Genomic DNA, 15,256 nt, shown 5'->3' with positions numbered 1-15,256 from the left:
GACCAGAGGCGTACCCCTAAATGCCCCATAGTCTGACGTTTCCTCCTTCTTCCCGATCAAGAATGGAAGGGAGCAGGAGAGACGTGCTCATCGTTGAACAGGAGAGAAGATGCGTGGCGTGTTGATAGGGGTCGTGGGAGCCGTGGTCGTGCTCGGAGTCGCGGGCGCGGTGGCCGTACCGGAGGCCAAGGAGTGGTTCGACGGGCGCCACGAGCAGACGTCCTCGTACGCCACGGGCAAGAAGGCCAAGGAGGAGCGCGCGTCCGTGCCCCGCTGGCTGCCGGACGACGCCGCCTCCGTCGAGTACGCCATGCGGACCACCGGCGGCGAACGCATCCTCAAGGCCACCCTCCACGACGCCCGCCTCCCCGCCCGGTGCGAACCGCTCGACGGCAGGAAGGCACCGGCCCCCGAGATCAGCGCGTCCTGGTTCCCCTCGGGCGTCACGGACGGCGCGCAGGGGCGCTGCGGCTCCTACTACGTCTCGCTGGAGAAGGACACGCTGTACGCCTGGCAGACGCACGACGACTGGGTCCGGGACAACCACGACCCCGCGCGCTAGCCGCGACCCGCCCCGGCCCCCCGGCCGACCCGCTCCCCGGGGGCTCCCGCTCCCGTCCCCGCCCGAACCGCGACCGCGCGGCCGACGCACCCCGAGGTCCTTCACGATGGCATTCGTACCGACAGCGGTCTTCCTGCTCTGGTTCTGCTGGGGCGTACGGCAGGACCGCCGCCAGTTCCGCAACGCGGTGCTGCTCGGACTGACCGTGCTGAGCCTGTCGTTCGCCCTGCTGACCCAGGTGGACCGGCTGCCGGACAACCTGGCCGTGCTGGTCTACGCGCTGGTCTTCCTGGTCCCCGTGCTCGCGGTCGTGGTTCTCGGCGGGTTCCTCGTCGTCAACGGCCTCACCATGATCCGCAAGGAGGGGCGCCGCCCCGCCAACCTCCTCTCGGGCCTGGCCGGACTGGCCATCTTCGCCGTGCTGGCCCTGGTGGTCTCGGCCGACTACCTCGGCGGCTCGGACGCGTACCGCTCCTTCATCCTGGCCGTCGTGCTGATCACCGGCTACATCGCGTTCCTCTTCCTCTGCTTCCTCGTCTACGCCTTCCTCTACGGCCGCATCCGGGTGCGCGGCGACGTGGACTTCGTGGTGATGCTGGGCTCGGGTCTCATCGGCGGGGAGCGTGTGCCGCCGCTGCTCGCCTCGCGGCTGCGCTCGGGACTCCGCGTCCAGCGCGAGCAGGTGGCCCGGGGTGGGCCGGCGCCCGTCCTGCTGGTCTCCGGCGGCCAGGGCCCGGACGAGAAGCTGCCGGAGGCCGAGGCGATGGCCCGCTGGCTGGAGGCCGAGGGCGCCGACCCGGATCTGGTCCTGGCGGAGGACCGGTCCCGGACGACGACGGAGAACATGCGCTTCAGCCGCGGCCTGATGGAGGCCGCCGACGAGCGGTACGTCTGTGTGGTGGTGACGAACAACTTCCACGCGTTCCGCGCCGCGATGACCGCCCGCCGGGAGGGCGTACGCGGCCAGGTGATCGGCTCACCGACCGCCGCCTACTTCTGGCCGAGCGCCACGATCCGGGAGTTCGTCGCGGTGTTCTGGGAGAACCGGATCGTCAACGCCGTCCTGTGCGTGCTGCTGGCGGTGCTGGCCGTGGTGGCGGGGATGGGCTGGTAGCTCCGGCGCGCGATATGGGGTGCGCGATACGCCGTGTGCGGTACGAGTACGGGAGCCTCCGGTCCGCCGAGCGGAGGCTCCCGTACGTCATGAGCCCGCTACGGCGTCAGATGCCGCAGCTGGGCGCGGACCAGAAGCGGCCGCTGCCCCCGGCGACGTGGGTGTGGTCGTTGTGGCCCGGGTACCCGGGGCCGAGGATCTCGGTGAAGCCGTGGTTGCGCGCGGCCTGCGCGAGGGCGCAGAAGCCCTGCGCCCCGGCTCCGAGGTCCGCCGCGTGCCCGTACATGTGGCGGCTGTTGGCGGCCCCGCCGACGGCGCTGTTGCAGGACACGCTGCGGAAACCGCCGTTGACGGTGATCGGCCGGTCTCCCATGGCGTGCCGCATGGCCTGGAGCTTCCACATGGTGACCAGGGCGTTGGCGCGCGCGGTGGCGGCGCCGACCTTGCCCCCGGACCAGTCGGAGTTGCAGCGGTTCAGCTCGGCGTAGGTGAAGTTGACGGGGGTGCAGTCGTCGTCCTGCAACTGGTAGATCTTGTTGAAGGTCTGCGTTCCGGCGATCCCGTCGGCCGCCAGGCCGTACGCCGACTGGAAGCGCTGGACGGCCGCCTTCGTGGCCGGGCCGTACGCCCCGTCGATGGAGAGCTGGTTGCCGGTGCCCGGATAGCCCGCCACCCGGATCTGGAGCTGGCGCACCGCTTCACCGCTGGAGCCCTCCCGGAGCGTGCCGCTCCAGGTATAACAGGCGTCGGCCACGCCGACGTCCGAGGCCGCCGCGGAGGTGGAAGCGCCGGAGGAGGGGGCCGCGGAGGCGGTGGTGCCGCCGAACGCGAGCGCCGCGCCCGCCGCTGCCGAGAGGAGGAATCCGATGCTCCGTGATCTCATTGCTGAACCCCTTTGCCGTCGTACGGTCGTCAGGAACACCGAGCCTCGAACACTTGGCGTGCTCGCGTCAAGTGGGCGTCACGGCCCACGAGTTGACCCGTATCCGCAGCGGGACGCGCGTGGACCGTTCCGGCGTACCTCGCGCCGCGGGGGCGATGCTGTCCCACAACGATGCCGACCGTCACGGCCTCTCCTCTCCCCGCGGGAGCGCGCTGAACTTCCCGCGTCATCGAACGGGCCACCGCGACCTGCGTGGCGCTGATCGCCCGCCTGAGCTGCTCCTTCAGCCCGTGCTTGACTGGGGGAGGGGCCCGGAGTATCAGTTGTCCGAAGATGCGGCGCCTCCTTCGGCTCGGTGAATTCGAGGCCTTCGAAGAACTCGGCCGCCCTCTGACAGGATTTCTCGACATGAACTCTCGTAGCAGCCGACCGACCGACGCCGGGACCCTGATCCGAGCGTGGCGGGAGCGGCTCTCGCCGGAGGACGTCGGTATCGACGCGGGCGTCCGGCGGCGCGTCCAGGGCTTGCGGGGGGAGGAACTGGCTCAGCTGGCCGGTATCTCGGTCGACTACCTGATCCGGCTGGAGCAGAGTCGCGCCGACCATCCCTCACCGCTCGTCGTGTCCGCTCTGGCCCGCGCCCTCCTGCTCGACCGGGGCGAGCGCGATCTCCTGTTCCGTTCGGCGAGCCTGCTGCCCCCTGCCGACGGCATGATCAACGAGCACGTGCCACCGGGCGTGCATCGACTCGTTTCCCGGCTCGACCCGTTCCCCGTCGGCGTGTTCACCGCGCACTGGCAACTCGTGACGTGGACCCCCGCATGGCGTGCGCTTCACGGTGACGCCTCGGGCGCCACGGCCGCACAGCGCAACCTCGTCCGCGCCGTGTTCCTCGACTGGTCCGAGGTGCCCGCGTTCCGCGCGGTCCGGTCGGTTGCCGGGCGGTCCGAGCTCCACCGTGCGTTGGTCGCGGACCTTCGCCTCGCTGAGGCGACCTACCCCGACGACTCGGCCGTCGCCGGCCTGGTGCTGGAGCTGCGCGCCCGCAGCGAGCTTTTCGAGAGGCTGTGGTCCACGGGAGCGGCCGCCCCTCATGTGAGCGACACGAAGGCCATCGACCATCCCGCCGTCGGAGAGATCGTCCTCGACTGCGACGTCATGCACGTCCCCGGGGCGGACCTTCGCCTCGTCGTCTACTCGGTGGCGAACGGCACCCCGGACGCCGAGAAGCTGGAGCTGATCCGGCTGGCGGATCCGAGGCCGACAGCTCCCCTCGTCGCAACGTCGGACCGGTGAGTGGTACTGGCGGTCCTACGGTCGGTCAGGGCACTGGTTCACACCCTCTGAGCTGCATAAACTCGATTTATGAACACCACGACAGCCCCCATCATCAGCCGTACCGACAAGACAGTTCCCGTGACCGTCTTCGCCCGTACGACCGCCACCCCCGACCGCGCGTTCGAGATCATCGCTCCCATCGACCTCACCACGGTCTTCAACCCCGTCTTCCCGTTCCCGGGCATCGCCGAGGTCCGGGGCCAGAACGAGTCCTGGGACCACGCGGGCCCCTCGCGCACGCCCACCTTCGACGACGGCTCCCAGGCCAAGGAGCACCTCACCGAGTACGTCGCCGGACAGAGCTTCGCCTATGAGCTCACCGAGTACACCAACGTGCTCGGCCGACTCGCCTCCGCGGTCCGGGGCGAATGGTCCTTCTGCCCCGACGGCACCGGGTGCACCATCCGTTGGACGTATGAGTTCAAGCCGCTGCCCGGCCGCCGACTCATCCTCGCCGGCCCGTTCCGCCCCCTCTGGGCCCGCTACATGCAGGTGGCGCTCGACGCCATGGTCCACGTCGTCGAGAGCACCGGACGCGCACGCGACTGATCCGTGCGCAGGACCGCCCGCCCCGACCGTGTGAGGGCTGACCGGCAGTCGAGCAAGGCTCCGCCAGATCCTCACCTGGGGGGGCGTGGCGCGCGCCGTAGGCTTGACGTCATCGGACGTTCACGGAGCAACGACCTCAGGAAGGGCCGCGACCCATGCTCAAGCACCTCACCATCCCGCGTGGCCCCATCGAACTCGCCGCCGACCTCCATCTGCCCGACCGCACCGACGACAGCGCGCCGCTGCGCGCCGTCGTGCTGTCCACCCCGGGCAGCAGTGTGAAGGAACAGATCGGTGCCACCTACGCCTCCCGCCTCGCGGCCCACGGCATCGCGGCGCTCGTCTTCGACCCGTCCCACCAGGGCCGGAGCGGTGGAGAACCTCGCGACCTCGAAGACCCTTACCGCAGGGGCGAAGACATCTCCTACGCCGTCGACGCACTCACCGTGAACCCCGTCATCGACCCGCAGCGCATCGGTGTCCTGGGAATCTGTGCCGGTGGCGGTTACGCCGTACACACCGCCCGCACCGACCACCGCATCAAGGCGGTCAGCACGGTCGTGCCCGGCAACATGGGCACCTCATTCCGCGGCTTTCAGCTCGACGGCCCGCCCGCCGCTCTCGATGCCCTCGCTGAGGAGCGCATCGAGGAGACCCGCTCAGGCGAGCTGAACCGGGTGAACTGGCTTCCCGACACCTTGCAGGACGCCGCCGCGGCGGGTCTGACCGACATCGACACCACCCAGGCGATCACCTATTACCGCACCGAGCGCGGCTCCCACGAACGATCCACCAACCGACGGCTGTCGCGCGGAGACTCCCTCCTGCTGGGCTACGACGCGTTCCACCTCGCCGACCAGCTCATGACCCAGCCCCTCCAGGTCATCCTCGCCGGACGCATCGGCAACACGGGCTCCTACGACACCGGCATGCGGCTGTGGAAGCTGGCCCCCAACCCCGTCGACCTGATGGTGGTCGACGGGGCCGGCCACTACGAGATGTACGACGAGCCCGAATACGTCGACGCCGCGATCGAGCGGCTCACCACCTTCTACATGAACAACCTGTAGCAGCCTGTCGTTCGACATCCGGCTGCTCACGACAGGCCAGGTCCCGGACGGGGCTCAGACGGGCGGCCAGCTCCGGAGGGCGGCGTCCGCGACCCGTCGCAGCTCCTCGCGGGTCGCTCCGGCGGCCGCCTGGACGGCGATGCCGTTGGCGAGGGTCATGAGATAGCGGGCCAGCGTGTCCGGGTCGGCGTCGGGCGGCAGATCGCCCTCGTCCACGGCCCGGCGGAAGCGGTCGCGCAGGTGGGCCTGGTGGCCGTCGCGCCACCCGTCGAGTGCCTGGTCGGTGACCTCTCCGAGGTGGCCCGCCGCGAGCAGGCCCTGCACGGCCAGGCAGCCCGCCGGGCGGTCGGGCCGGGTGGAGGCGTCCACGGAGCCGGTGAGGTAGACGGCGGCCACCCCGCGGGCGGTGGCCTCGCGCGGGGCGCGGACGGTGTAGGACCCCGGCCCCTCGGCGTACCGCTCCAGAGCCTTGCGGAACAGGTCCTCCTTGTTGCCGAAGGCCGCGTACATGCTGGTCTTGGTGATGCCCATGGCGCGCGTCAGGTCGGTGAGGCTGACCCCGTCGTAGCCGTGCTCCCAGAACACGGCCATGGCCCGTTCCAGCGCCTCGTCGGCGTCGAACCCGCGCGGCCGGCCGAGCGGAGCGCCGCCTGCCCTGCCCGCTGTCTCCGCCCCGCCCTGCCCGGACCCGCTCGTCGCCTCCACCTCTCCATCCTACCTTTCTGTTCCGATCGGAACAGAAGTGCTACGGTTCTTTCTGTACCGACCGGAACAGAAGCGGGAGAGGGCTTTGTCATGGGCGCATTCGAAGGCGGCACACGCAGGCTCGACGGCAGGACGGCCGTCGTCACGGGCGGCGGGACGCGCGGCATCGGCCGCGCTGCGGCCGCGCGGCTGGCGGCGGAGGGGGCGCACGTCTTCATCACCGGGCGGCGCGAGGCCGAGCTGAAGGAGGCGGCCGAGGCCATCGGTCCGTCGGTGACCGCGGTGCGCGGCGACATCACCGACCCGGCCGACCTGGACCGGCTCTACGCTGCGGTGCGCGAGCGCGGACAGGGCCTGGACGTGCTGTTCGCCAACGCGGGCACGGCCTCGTTCGTGACGCTGGAGGAGACCGCCGACGAGGAGTTCGACCGCATCTTCGACGTCAACGTCCGGGGCACGTTCCTGACCGTGCAGAAGGCGCTGCCGCTCCTCAACGAGGGGGCGTCGGTCATCCTCAACGCCTCCACCACCGCCGAGCGGGGCATCCATGCCTTCGGCGCGTACGCGGCGTCCAAGGCCGCCGTCCGGTCGTTCGCGCGAACCTGGGCCAACGAGCTGGTCGGCCGGGGCATCCGCGTCAACGCGATCTCGCCCGGACCGGTCGACACCAACGGTATCGAGGAACTCGTCGGCCCCGAGAAGTCGGACGCGTTCAAGGCGCAGCTCGGCTCCGGCGTGGCGATCGGCCGGATGGGCCGCCCGGAGGAGATCGCCGGGGCGGTGGCCTTCCTGGCGTCGTCGGACAGCAGCTTCATGCTGGGCGCGAACCTGTACGTCGACGGCGGCGAGAACCAGATCTGAGGCGGACCGGGGAGCAGGCGCGAAAGGTCCCGGGCGGGTGGTGCGCGGGATCCGGCCCCAACCCGCCCGGCGCGCAGGCTGTTTATCCTTTCGGCCATGAGCATCCAGCCTCCCGACCCCTCCCCGCGTCCCGCCTCGCCGTCGTCCGGTATCCGCGCCTCCCACGACGACCGCGAAGCGGTGGTGGAGCGGCTGCGTGACGCGGCGGTCGAGGGGCGCATCGACCCCGACGAGCTGGACACGCGCCTGGAGCAGGCGCTGACGTCCAGGACCCAAGGGGAGCTGGCCGCCCTGACCGCCGACCTGCCGAGTCCGGAGCCCGCCGGGGAACATCCGCCGCTGGTGCTCAAGGGCGGCGTCTTCGGGGCGTCCCGGGGCCCCGGGCGCTGGGACGTCCCCCGGAAGGTGACCGCTCACGGCGGCGTCGGGGGAGTGAAGATCGACTTCAGCCGGGTCGAGTGCCGCCTCGCGGAGGTCGAGGTGGAGGCGTACGGGGAGACGTCCGGGGTCACGATCGTCATCCCCGACGGCTGGGCCGCGGACACCGGCGGGATGGACCCCGGCACGGGCGGCCTGCGGGACGGCACCACGTCCGACCGGCTCCCGGGCACCCCGCTGATCCGGCTGACCGGGTCCGGCGGCTCGGGAGGAGTGGTCATCCGCCACCCCGACGACCGGGAGCGGCGCAAGCTGGCGAAGAACCCGAGGCGGGACTAGGAAGGGCCCGGTCGCTTCCGGCCCGGCGGGCCTGACTCGCCCGTAACCCGTGGCAGGCGCACCGGGTGATCATCGCGCGTCACCCCGCCCGCGCACCCGCACGCCCGCACCCTGGGTCCACCAGGATGCGGGCGCGCGGGGCTCGGATCAGGACATGTGCGTCTGGCGCCGCTTCAGGTGGGAACGGACCACCCATACGGCTGCCGCGACGCTGAGGACGAACCAGACGGAAAGCTCAAGCACGGTGAAGCGTGAACCGAATGCCATAAGAACGGCTGCGGAACATACGAGGACCAAAGCCAACTTCCACACCAAAGACGCCATTTCATGCTCCCGATTCAGCTGTCGCGGTCACCCATCACCCTGACACACCGCTGCTGAAACCTGTCTTGCCATTGCCGCGGACCTTCGTCTTGACCCAGGGGTAGGTCGTGGTGTGGCAGCCGAAGTTGATAACGCAGTGGTCGAGTCCTCGTTTCATGTAGGAAGTCGCCGAGGAAGCGGGGACACCGCTCTTCTGGTTGACGGTGCGGCCACCGACCTTGATCCCGGCGGAAATGTTGGTCACGTCGTCCCAGCGATTCCCCCACGCGCGCACCTTTCCGCCCGAATAGTTCAAGCGGGCGTAGTGGCGGTACTTGTAGATGGTTCCGCCGGTATAGCTGCGGTGGGTGTGCGTGACGTGGGTGTCCTTCCACTTTCCGCTCGCCCGGGTCGCCATGCCCCCTTTCGTCCTCCGTCGGTGTGGTGACGGCGTCGTGCGGTGAGGCGTCGGCCGTCGGTGACGGGGCGAACTGGTCGAGGGTTTCCCGCGGAACTTCCTCGCCGTTCGGCATGACCGGTTTCCCCAGGTCATTGAACTCGAATTCCAGCTCGCGGGTGTCGACCTCGGGAGCGACCCTCGGGTCCTCGGTGACGGCCGCGAGCTCAGGGATGGAGCCGATCAGTTCGGCGTCCGCGTTGCTCCAGGCGCCATCTGCCAGGCGCTTGAGCGCGGCGAGCACTTCCGCGTCGCCGGGCCGGCGGCGGCGCCGGCCGGGAGAAGTGTGAGGCAGAGTGCGCCGGAAGCTATTATTCCGGCGATTTTCGCAGTGGTTTTCACTTTACCCCCCGTGCCACGGGCAGATTTTGCCCGTGGGATTGACTGAAATCTATGATCGACGGGGAAGTGGGCCAACCTGCCTTCTAGCCGAAAACATGGCGTGAATGAGCCGGGATGTTATGCGAACCTCGACAGTCAGGCGATCGCCGGTTTCGTGGTTCCCTGCGCCCCGAGGCGCACCGCGCACCCGAGAGGCGCACCGTGCGGCCGATTGCAGCCGACGCGTGCCGTCGGCAGATCCGCGGTCTCCTACACGACTACACGACTACACGACTACACGACCCGGACCACGTACTTGCCCCGGACCCCGCCCGCCTCCAGCGCCCGGTGGGCCGCCGCGGTCTCCTCCAGCGGGAAGACGGTGTCGACGGCGGGGCGCAGCGTCCCCTCGGTCACGTGCCGGGCCAGCTCGTCGAGGTCCGCCCGCAGGGGGTTGCCGCTGAAGAAACGGACCCGGCCACGCCGGTGGACGGCGCTGGCGGCGATGTAGCCGAGCGACGCCGCGGGCCGCTTCGCGTCGAAGGCGATGGCGACCATGCGTCCGCCGGGCGTCAGCAGGCCGCGGAAGGCCCGCTGTTCGGTTCCCACGCAGTCCAGGACGACATCGAAGCGCCCCAGGTCCGTCGGCCGCGTGGCCCGCTGGTCCACGACCTGGTGCGCGCCGAGCCCCCGGACGAAGTCGAGGTTGGCCGTCCGGGCCAGGGCCGTGACCTCGGCGCCGTAGGCGCGTCCGAGCTGCACGGCCGCGCTGCCGACACCGCCCGCCGCCCCCCGCACCAGGAGCCGTTCGCCGGGACGCAGCCGGGCCTTGTCCCGCAGCGCGGTGACGGCGGTGGTGGCCACCGGCAGCGCGGCGGCCTCCACCAGGTCCAGTCCCTCGGGTACGTGCCCGACCCGCTCGGCCGGCACGGCCACGTACTCGGCGGCGCTGCCGAAACCGGAGGTGCGGCCGAGCACGCCCCACACGCGGTCGCCCGGGTCGTATCCGGTGACCCCGGCGCCGGGAGCGGCGACCTCTCCGGCGAAGTCCAGGCCGACCCGTCGGGGAAACCTGCGGCCGGTCAGGAGCCGGATGCGGCCCGAACGGGCGATCGCCTCACCGCCGTTGACGCTGAACGCGTGCACCTTCACCAGCACCTCGCCCGCTTTGGGCGAGGGGACGGGCACCCGCCCCGGGTACAGCACTTCGGGGCCGCCGTAACGGTCGTACAGCACAGCCTTCATCGTGCGGTCGTCCATGGTTCCGCCTCACTCGCCGGGAGTCGTACAGGGAAGGGGACCGACGGTAGGCTGCTAAACGGACGCAATCGTCCGTTTAGCGTCGAAGCGAGAGGGAGTGAGGGTGGAATCCTCTCGGATCACGGCTCAGGACGGGTTGCGGGCCGACGCCCGCCGTAACCGCGAGCGCGTGCTCGCCGCCGCCCGCGCGGTCTTCGCGGACCACGGCATCGACGCCCCGATGGCGACCGTCGCCCGCCGGGCCGGAGTCGGCGTCGCGACGCTGTACCGGCACTTCCCGACCCGGGAGGCGCTGGTACGGGGCGCGTTCGCCCAGCAGATGGAGACCTGCGCGCAGGCCCTCGCCGACGCGCTGGAGGCACCGGACCCCTGGCAGGGCTTCCAGGAACTGATCGTGACGGTCTGCGCGCTGCAACAGCAGGAACGCGGCTTCCCGGCCGCCTTCGTCGCGGCCTTCCCGGAGACCACGTCCGAGCACGCCCGGTCCCGGCAGCAGGCCGAGCGCGACTTCGCCACCCTGGTACGCCGAGCCCAGGCGGCGGGCGGCCTGAGGGCCGACTTCCACCCCTCCGACCTGGCCGTGGTCATGCTGGCCCACTGCGGACTGGCGACCGCCCTGCCCGACGACGACGCGGCCTCCCGCCGCTTGGTCGCCTACCTGCTCCAGTCGTTCCGCGCCGCCCCCGCCCCAGCCAACGGGCCGCTGCCCCCACCGGCCCCGCTGGCGCTACGCAGCCTCCCGATCGCGGCCGAAGGCCGACGGGGGAGACCCGGCGACCGCCGCGGCCGGACGCGCTGAGAGGCGGCCCGTTCGCGACGAAGACCCCCAGGCGCGGGGAAGGGGTGTCAGGTCCCTCTCCCCGCGCCCGGGGGTCTTCGCGTGCCGTTACCGCGCGCCGGGTCGTCGGCGGCGCGCGGGTGATCGGTCCCGGTCAGGCGGCCCCGAGTTCCCCGGCCCGGACGCCCGCGACGAAGGCGCTGAACGCGGTGGCGGGGAGGGTGAGGACCGGTCCGTCGGGGTTCTTGGAGTCGCGTACGGGGACGGTGCCGGTGGTGGATGCGGTGGCGGGGGCCCACTCGACGCAGGACCCGCCGTTGCCGCTGTAGGAGGACTTGACCCACTGCTGGGTCGGATAATCGGTTGCCATCGGTGGGCCGCCCCTTCGTCGCTGTCCGGTCGTGGCTGCGGTCGCTGTTACAGCTCGCCCGAGGTGATACCCGTGATGAACGCGCTGAACGCGGGGGCGGGGAGGGTGAGGACCGGGCCGTCGGGGTTCTTGGAGTCGCGTACGGGGACGGTGCCGGTGGTGGACGCGGTGGCGGGGGCCCACTCGACGCAGGACCCGCCGTTGTTGCTGTGGGAGGATTTGACCCACTGCTGGGTCGCGGATTCGGTCGTCACGGGGTTCCCCTTCGAAGCTGGTGGATCACGTCCACAGTCTCTGACTGCGACAGAGACTCGGCCTGCATCTGATGGTAGGCCCTCACCAGCGGGAGGACAGAGCTGAGTTCACGGTCCAGATACCCCTGTGTTTGCGACTCGACATATGACACCAATGACCGGTCGGGGAGAGTCAGGAGGTTGACCAGCCGATCGAAGGGCCGACGTTCGCCGATGCTGAAAGGAGCAATCTGCAACATGGTGTTGGACTGCCCGGCGAATTCGATCAGGTACTGCAACTGGGCGTCCATGACGGCAGGTCCTCCGATGGGCCGCCGGATGCAGCTCTCGTCCAGAACCGCGATCAGCATGGGCGGTGTCGGACGGTTCAACGCGGCTTGACGATCCAGGAGCAACGAGATCCGTTGCTCTGCCTGCTCCGGCGTGATGACGCCTCGGTTGACCGCGCTGTCGACCAACGCCTGGGCGTACTCACGCGTCTGGAGCGGCCCAGGAACGAGCCCCGACTCGAACAGCCGGATCTCCGCCGCCCGCCCCTCCAGCGACACGTACTCCGGGAAGCCCTGCAACAGCACCCCGTGCTTGATCTTGCGCCACTCGCGCTCGAACGAATCAACGCTGTCCGTATAGCCCATCGCCACGTCAACGGCGATCGAGAACTTGCGAGTTGGGGACTTGTGGCACAATTCCACGCCGGAAACGTGCCGCCCGGTGTAGCCGATGCGCCCGCCGAGGTCGTCCTGCTTCCAGCCGCGCGCCTCACGCTCCCTGCGCAGGCGGGCGCCGAAGGCCGCTTCCGGCCCCCGTCAGGGTTCGTTTCCTTACGGTTGACCAACGTATCCCCCAAGGTCGAAACGTTGAAGAAGGTCCCACGCTAGGCCACGCTGAGTCGCCCCGGTAGTCGTTCGGCTACAGAGAGGAGCGAACGGTGTACGGCGAGAACGTCAGCTCGAATATGGGGCCGCCCCTACGTGTTCCGACGCCCGGGACCCTGCTCGCGGACACCAGTCGCGGTGACCGTGTGGGGGAGTTCCGGGGCGTCGCCGGTCCGTACTGGGCCCTCCGGCCGGTCGGCGGCGGGCGGGAGTGGGAGGTCGAACCGCGTTACGTGCGGCCCGCGTTACTCCTGGAGCAGCTTCGGGCCCGCACCGCACGGCTCAACGCCCGGAGCCGGGGAGAGGTGCTGTGAGGGCGGCGCTGCGGGGCTGCCGTGAGCAGGCCGCGCATCTGACGGCCGCGGACTTCGTCGCGACGGTGACCATGACGGCCGGGACGGGCACCTTCCGGCTGGGCGGGGTCGCGCTGCCGAACCGGCGGCTGGTGCTGCGCTGGCTCCGGCGGCAGGCGCTGCGGCTGGCGGACGGGCACGGTCAGCAGGTGCCGGCGGACCCCGCGTGGCTCGGCGCGAGAGACGTCGCCCGGGTGGTCTTCCACGGGTGTGCCGCTCCGGACGAGCTGCGGGCGTGGGCCGGTGACGAGGGGCGCCAGGAGGAGGCCCTGAGCGCGCTGGAGGCGGGGCGTCCCGCCCGGCTGACCGTGGTCGACGCGGCCGTGGACCTGCGGGTGACGCTGGCCGGTTGGGCCCTGGGCCCGGGACTTCTCCAGCCCGGCGACGCCGTACTGGCCGCGTAGGGATGGGACCCGCCCACGTGCTGCAATGCACCGCCGTGACCCAGGTCCCGTACGCCGAAACGCTGTTGGCGCTCGCGACGATGGAGGGCGGACCCGTGCACCCGCCCGACGTGCTGGACCGGGAGGACTTCCTGCTCTGCGAGCTGGGCGCACACGACGAGACCGCCCAGCACGCCGCACACCTGTGGACGGCGGACACCCCGGACGACCGGGATCTGTGGTTCCTGTGGAGCGGGGCCGAGGCGCACCGCGTCCACGACCTCGACACGCTGCCCCTGTGCCCTGCGGTCCTCCGCCACCTTCCCACCCGTACGGTCACGACTTGCGCGTTCTTCTCCTACCACCCCGGCCCGCACTCGTTCTCCGTGACCGACCCGCTGGGCGACCTGCTCGCCGAGCAGTTGCACGGCGAGGTGCGACGGCTCGGGCCCGGCCAGGCGGAGGACGACGCACCCGACGCCACGCGGTCGGACACCGACGCGCCCCGCACCGACTCGTCCGCCCCGGAACCGCCCGACACCGACGCACCCCGCACCGAACCGTGCGACCCCGACTCGTCCGCCCCGGATCCGCCCGACACCGAAGCGCCTTGACGGCCACCGGAGGTCTTGCCATGAACATCCAGTGCACTGCCGTGGCCCTGCTGCCGCCCCCCGAGTTCCTGGTCCGGCTGACCGCCCCCGGCCGCCGCCCGCCGCAGGCCGGTCATGTCCTCTGCGAGCTGGCCGCGACGCACGAGGGCGACCACGCGATGCTGCTGTGGGAGGACGACGCCCGCCGCGTCGCCGTCTGGGCGCGGTGGGACGGCCGACGCGCGAACCTGGCGGAGCTGGCCTGGTGCGCCGTGACCGACGCCCGTACCGGGGACGCCTGCGGATTGTTCGCCGGTCACCCCGCCGCCCACGACTGGGACGTCACGGACCCCACGCTCGCGGCGGTGGACGCCGTCCTCGCGGGGGAGCGCCCGCACCCGGGCCCGTACGACGGGGGCGGGTGACCTCTCCTGGTCCCCGGGGGCACGTCGTCCGGACGAGCTGGTCCCGTCCGGACGAGCCGGTCCCGTCCGGACGAGCCGGTCCGGGAAGACGGGCGTACGGGGACTCAGGGGGCGAGGAGCAGCCGGGAGCCGAGACAGGGACCGGCGATCCCTGGATAACCGCGGCCTTCATCCGGCCGCCGCACCGCGCGACCGTTGAGAGGCAGGCGGCGGACCGGCCGGTCCGCCCGCACCCGACGGGAACGGAGCCACCACCATGACCCGCATCGCCCTCATCACCGGTGCCAACCGGGGCCTCGGCCGCAGCACCGCCCTGCACCTCGCCGAGGCGGGCACCGACCTGATCCTCACCTACCGCTCGCACGCCGACGAGGCCGAGGCCGTCGTGAAGGAGGCCCGGCGGCTGGGACGTACGGCGGTCGCCCTGCGGCTGGACACCGGGGACACCGCCGCGATCCCCGCCTTCACCGCGCGGGTGCGGGAGATCCTGGCCCGGGAGTGGGACCGCGACGACCTCGACATCCTCGTCAACAACGCCGGGCACGGGGTGCACGCGTCGTTCGCGGAGACCACCGAGGCCGAGTTCGACGGGCTGATGGACGTCCACGTCAAGGGCGTCTTCTTCCTCACCCAGGCCCTGCTGCCGCTGATCAAGGACGGCGGGCGCATCCTCAACGTCTCCACCGGCCTCACTCGCTTCATCGCCGCGCCCACCGCCGCTTACGCCGCGGCCAAGGGCGCCGTGGAGGTCCTCACCCGCTACCTCGCCAAGGAGCTGGGTCCGCGCCGCATCACGGTCAACGCCCTCGCGCCGGGCGCCACCGGCACCGACTTCGGCGGCGGCGGGGTCCGTGACGACCAGGCGATGCGCGACACGCTGAGCGGCCTCATCGCGATGGGCCGCCCCGGGGAGCCCGACGACATCGGCGCGGCCGCCGCCGCACTGCTCACCGAGGGCACGTCCTGGATCACCGGGCAGCGCATCGAGGCGTCGGGCGGCATGCTGCTCTGAGCGGCCCGGACGGGTCCGGCCCGCTGGGGGTCCGGCCCGCTGGGGGTCCGGCCCGCTGGGGGTCCGGCCCGCT

Annotated in this window: 19 protein-coding genes and 1 pseudogene; 13 read left to right on the top strand and 7 right to left on the bottom strand. The window is 71.2% G+C overall.

All coding sequences use genetic code 11. From position 1 onward, the window contains the following. The first annotated feature begins 109 nt into the window (after positions 1-109). Entirely contained in the window at positions 110-562 is a 453-nt protein-coding gene (locus ACIRRU_RS10175; RefSeq protein ID WP_403678448.1) for a hypothetical protein, read from the top strand. Positions 563-668: 106 nt separating this feature from the next. Continuing rightward, positions 669-1,676 (top strand): YdcF family protein, encoded by a 1,008-nt coding sequence (locus tag ACIRRU_RS10170; RefSeq protein ID WP_403678447.1) that lies wholly within the window; start codon positions 669-671, stop codon positions 1,674-1,676. A 106-nt stretch (positions 1,677-1,782) separates the two neighbouring features. Here the strand turns inward: ACIRRU_RS10170 and ACIRRU_RS10165 are convergent, their stop codons facing one another. After that, positions 1,783-2,559 (bottom strand): D-Ala-D-Ala carboxypeptidase family metallohydrolase, encoded by a 777-nt coding sequence (locus ACIRRU_RS10165; protein WP_403678445.1) that lies wholly within the window; start codon positions 2,557-2,559, stop codon positions 1,783-1,785. Positions 2,560-2,967: 408 nt separating this feature from the next. On the opposite strand from ACIRRU_RS10165, the gene ACIRRU_RS10160 reads away from it, so the two are divergent. From ACIRRU_RS10160 to ACIRRU_RS10150, 3 genes are all read left to right on the top strand, one after another. After that, entirely contained in the window at positions 2,968-3,855 is an 888-nt protein-coding gene (locus ACIRRU_RS10160) for a helix-turn-helix transcriptional regulator (protein ID WP_403678444.1), read from the top strand. A gap of 69 nt (positions 3,856-3,924) precedes the next feature. Then, complete coding sequence (locus ACIRRU_RS10155) at positions 3,925-4,446, top strand: SRPBCC family protein (protein ID WP_403678442.1); 522 nt, start codon at positions 3,925-3,927, stop codon at positions 4,444-4,446. Positions 4,447-4,601: 155 nt separating this feature from the next. Further along, complete coding sequence (locus tag ACIRRU_RS10150) at positions 4,602-5,516, top strand: alpha/beta hydrolase (RefSeq protein WP_403678441.1); 915 nt, start codon at positions 4,602-4,604, stop codon at positions 5,514-5,516. Positions 5,517-5,570: 54 nt separating this feature from the next. Here ACIRRU_RS10150 and ACIRRU_RS10145 read toward each other — a convergent pair whose 3' ends face one another. Then, on the bottom strand, positions 5,571-6,221 hold the full coding sequence (locus tag ACIRRU_RS10145) for a TetR/AcrR family transcriptional regulator (RefSeq protein ID WP_403678439.1): 651 nt from the start codon (positions 6,219-6,221) through the stop codon (positions 5,571-5,573). A 90-nt stretch (positions 6,222-6,311) separates the two neighbouring features. Between ACIRRU_RS10145 and ACIRRU_RS10140 the strand changes: the two genes are divergently transcribed. Both ACIRRU_RS10140 and ACIRRU_RS10135 read left to right on the top strand, forming a co-directional pair. Beyond that, positions 6,312-7,082 carry an SDR family NAD(P)-dependent oxidoreductase gene (locus tag ACIRRU_RS10140; RefSeq protein ID WP_403678437.1) on the top strand — a complete coding sequence of 257 codons (771 nt, stop codon included), beginning with the start codon at positions 6,312-6,314 and terminating at the stop codon, positions 7,080-7,082. A gap of 96 nt (positions 7,083-7,178) precedes the next feature. Next, positions 7,179-7,799 (top strand): DUF1707 domain-containing protein, encoded by a 621-nt coding sequence (locus ACIRRU_RS10135; RefSeq protein WP_403678436.1) that lies wholly within the window; start codon positions 7,179-7,181, stop codon positions 7,797-7,799. Positions 7,800-8,157: 358 nt separating this feature from the next. On the opposite strand, the gene ACIRRU_RS10130 is transcribed toward ACIRRU_RS10135, so the two are convergent. Together ACIRRU_RS10130 and ACIRRU_RS10125 are read right to left on the bottom strand one after the other, a co-directional pair. Then, the gene (locus ACIRRU_RS10130; protein ID WP_403678434.1) at positions 8,158-8,520 is read right to left on the bottom strand and encodes a hypothetical protein; all 363 of its coding nucleotides are present in this window, start codon (positions 8,518-8,520) and stop codon (positions 8,158-8,160) included. 654 nt (positions 8,521-9,174) lie between these two features. Then, positions 9,175-10,140, bottom strand: coding sequence for an NAD(P)-dependent alcohol dehydrogenase (locus ACIRRU_RS10125; protein WP_403678432.1), 966 nt, complete (start codon positions 10,138-10,140; stop codon positions 9,175-9,177). Between the two features lie 97 nt (positions 10,141-10,237). On the opposite strand from ACIRRU_RS10125, the gene ACIRRU_RS10120 reads away from it, so the two are divergent. Then, on the top strand, positions 10,238-10,939 hold the full coding sequence (locus ACIRRU_RS10120) for a TetR/AcrR family transcriptional regulator (protein ID WP_403678431.1): 702 nt from the start codon (positions 10,238-10,240) through the stop codon (positions 10,937-10,939). 133 nt (positions 10,940-11,072) lie between these two features. Here the strand turns inward: ACIRRU_RS10120 and ACIRRU_RS10115 are convergent, their stop codons facing one another. The 3 genes and pseudogenes from ACIRRU_RS10115 to ACIRRU_RS10105 form a co-directional block, all read right to left on the bottom strand. After that, complete coding sequence (locus ACIRRU_RS10115; RefSeq protein ID WP_403678429.1) at positions 11,073-11,288, bottom strand: DUF397 domain-containing protein; 216 nt, start codon at positions 11,286-11,288, stop codon at positions 11,073-11,075. A 47-nt stretch (positions 11,289-11,335) separates the two neighbouring features. Then, on the bottom strand, positions 11,336-11,542 hold the full coding sequence (locus ACIRRU_RS10110; RefSeq protein WP_403678427.1) for a DUF397 domain-containing protein: 207 nt from the start codon (positions 11,540-11,542) through the stop codon (positions 11,336-11,338). Then, positions 11,539-12,377, bottom strand: a pseudogene (locus tag ACIRRU_RS10105) (DUF5753 domain-containing protein). The gene ACIRRU_RS10110 and the pseudogene ACIRRU_RS10105 overlap by 4 nt, the downstream one beginning before the upstream one ends. Before the next feature lie 93 nt (positions 12,378-12,470). Here ACIRRU_RS10105 and ACIRRU_RS10100 point away from each other — a divergent pair. The 5 genes from ACIRRU_RS10100 (at position 12,471) to ACIRRU_RS10080 (ending at position 15,183) form a co-directional block, all read left to right on the top strand. Then, positions 12,471-12,731 carry a hypothetical protein gene (locus ACIRRU_RS10100; RefSeq protein ID WP_403678425.1) on the top strand — a complete coding sequence of 87 codons (261 nt, stop codon included), beginning with the start codon at positions 12,471-12,473 and terminating at the stop codon, positions 12,729-12,731. Next, on the top strand, positions 12,728-13,174 hold the full coding sequence (locus tag ACIRRU_RS10095; RefSeq protein ID WP_403678423.1) for a hypothetical protein: 447 nt from the start codon (positions 12,728-12,730) through the stop codon (positions 13,172-13,174). Before ACIRRU_RS10100 ends, ACIRRU_RS10095 begins: the two co-directional genes overlap by 4 nt. Before the next feature lie 35 nt (positions 13,175-13,209). After that, positions 13,210-13,767, top strand: a complete 558-nt coding sequence (locus tag ACIRRU_RS10090) for a hypothetical protein (RefSeq protein WP_403678422.1) — start codon at positions 13,210-13,212, stop codon at positions 13,765-13,767. A 20-nt stretch (positions 13,768-13,787) separates the two neighbouring features. Next, a complete protein-coding gene (locus ACIRRU_RS10085; protein WP_403678420.1) occupies positions 13,788-14,171 on the top strand; it encodes a hypothetical protein in 384 nt (127 codons plus the stop codon). A gap of 256 nt (positions 14,172-14,427) precedes the next feature. Continuing rightward, positions 14,428-15,183 carry an SDR family NAD(P)-dependent oxidoreductase gene (locus ACIRRU_RS10080; protein ID WP_403678418.1) on the top strand — a complete coding sequence of 252 codons (756 nt, stop codon included), beginning with the start codon at positions 14,428-14,430 and terminating at the stop codon, positions 15,181-15,183. Positions 15,184-15,256 lie beyond the last annotated feature (73 nt).

The organism is Streptomyces sp. NPDC101181 (genome assembly GCF_044767975.1).
In the GTDB taxonomy this organism is placed as follows: domain Bacteria; phylum Actinomycetota; class Actinomycetes; order Streptomycetales; family Streptomycetaceae; genus Streptomyces.
This window is presented reverse-complemented; position numbering and strand designations above follow the sequence as displayed.

Excerpts from the sequence above, each read along its gene's own strand:
- ACIRRU_RS10175 (WP_403678448.1), top strand. The coding sequence starts at position 110 with ATGCGTGGCGTGTTGATAGGGGTCGTGGGAGCCGTGGTCGTGCTCGGA.
- ACIRRU_RS10170 (WP_403678447.1), top strand. The coding sequence starts at position 669 with ATGGCATTCGTACCGACAGCGGTCTTCCTGCTCTGGTTCTGCTGGGGC.
- ACIRRU_RS10165 (WP_403678445.1), bottom strand. The coding sequence starts at position 2,559 with ATGAGATCACGGAGCATCGGATTCCTCCTCTCGGCAGCGGCGGGCGCG.
- ACIRRU_RS10160 (WP_403678444.1), top strand. The coding sequence starts at position 2,968 with ATGAACTCTCGTAGCAGCCGACCGACCGACGCCGGGACCCTGATCCGA.
- ACIRRU_RS10155 (WP_403678442.1), top strand. The coding sequence starts at position 3,925 with ATGAACACCACGACAGCCCCCATCATCAGCCGTACCGACAAGACAGTT.
- ACIRRU_RS10150 (WP_403678441.1), top strand. The coding sequence starts at position 4,602 with ATGCTCAAGCACCTCACCATCCCGCGTGGCCCCATCGAACTCGCCGCC.
- ACIRRU_RS10140 (WP_403678437.1), top strand. The coding sequence starts at position 6,312 with ATGGGCGCATTCGAAGGCGGCACACGCAGGCTCGACGGCAGGACGGCC.
- ACIRRU_RS10135 (WP_403678436.1), top strand. The coding sequence starts at position 7,179 with ATGAGCATCCAGCCTCCCGACCCCTCCCCGCGTCCCGCCTCGCCGTCG.
- ACIRRU_RS10130 (WP_403678434.1), bottom strand. The coding sequence starts at position 8,520 with ATGGCGACCCGGGCGAGCGGAAAGTGGAAGGACACCCACGTCACGCAC.
- ACIRRU_RS10125 (WP_403678432.1), bottom strand. The coding sequence starts at position 10,140 with ATGGACGACCGCACGATGAAGGCTGTGCTGTACGACCGTTACGGCGGC.
- ACIRRU_RS10115 (WP_403678429.1), bottom strand. The coding sequence starts at position 11,288 with ATGGCAACCGATTATCCGACCCAGCAGTGGGTCAAGTCCTCCTACAGC.
- ACIRRU_RS10085 (WP_403678420.1), top strand. The coding sequence starts at position 13,788 with ATGAACATCCAGTGCACTGCCGTGGCCCTGCTGCCGCCCCCCGAGTTC.
- ACIRRU_RS10080 (WP_403678418.1), top strand. The coding sequence starts at position 14,428 with ATGACCCGCATCGCCCTCATCACCGGTGCCAACCGGGGCCTCGGCCGC.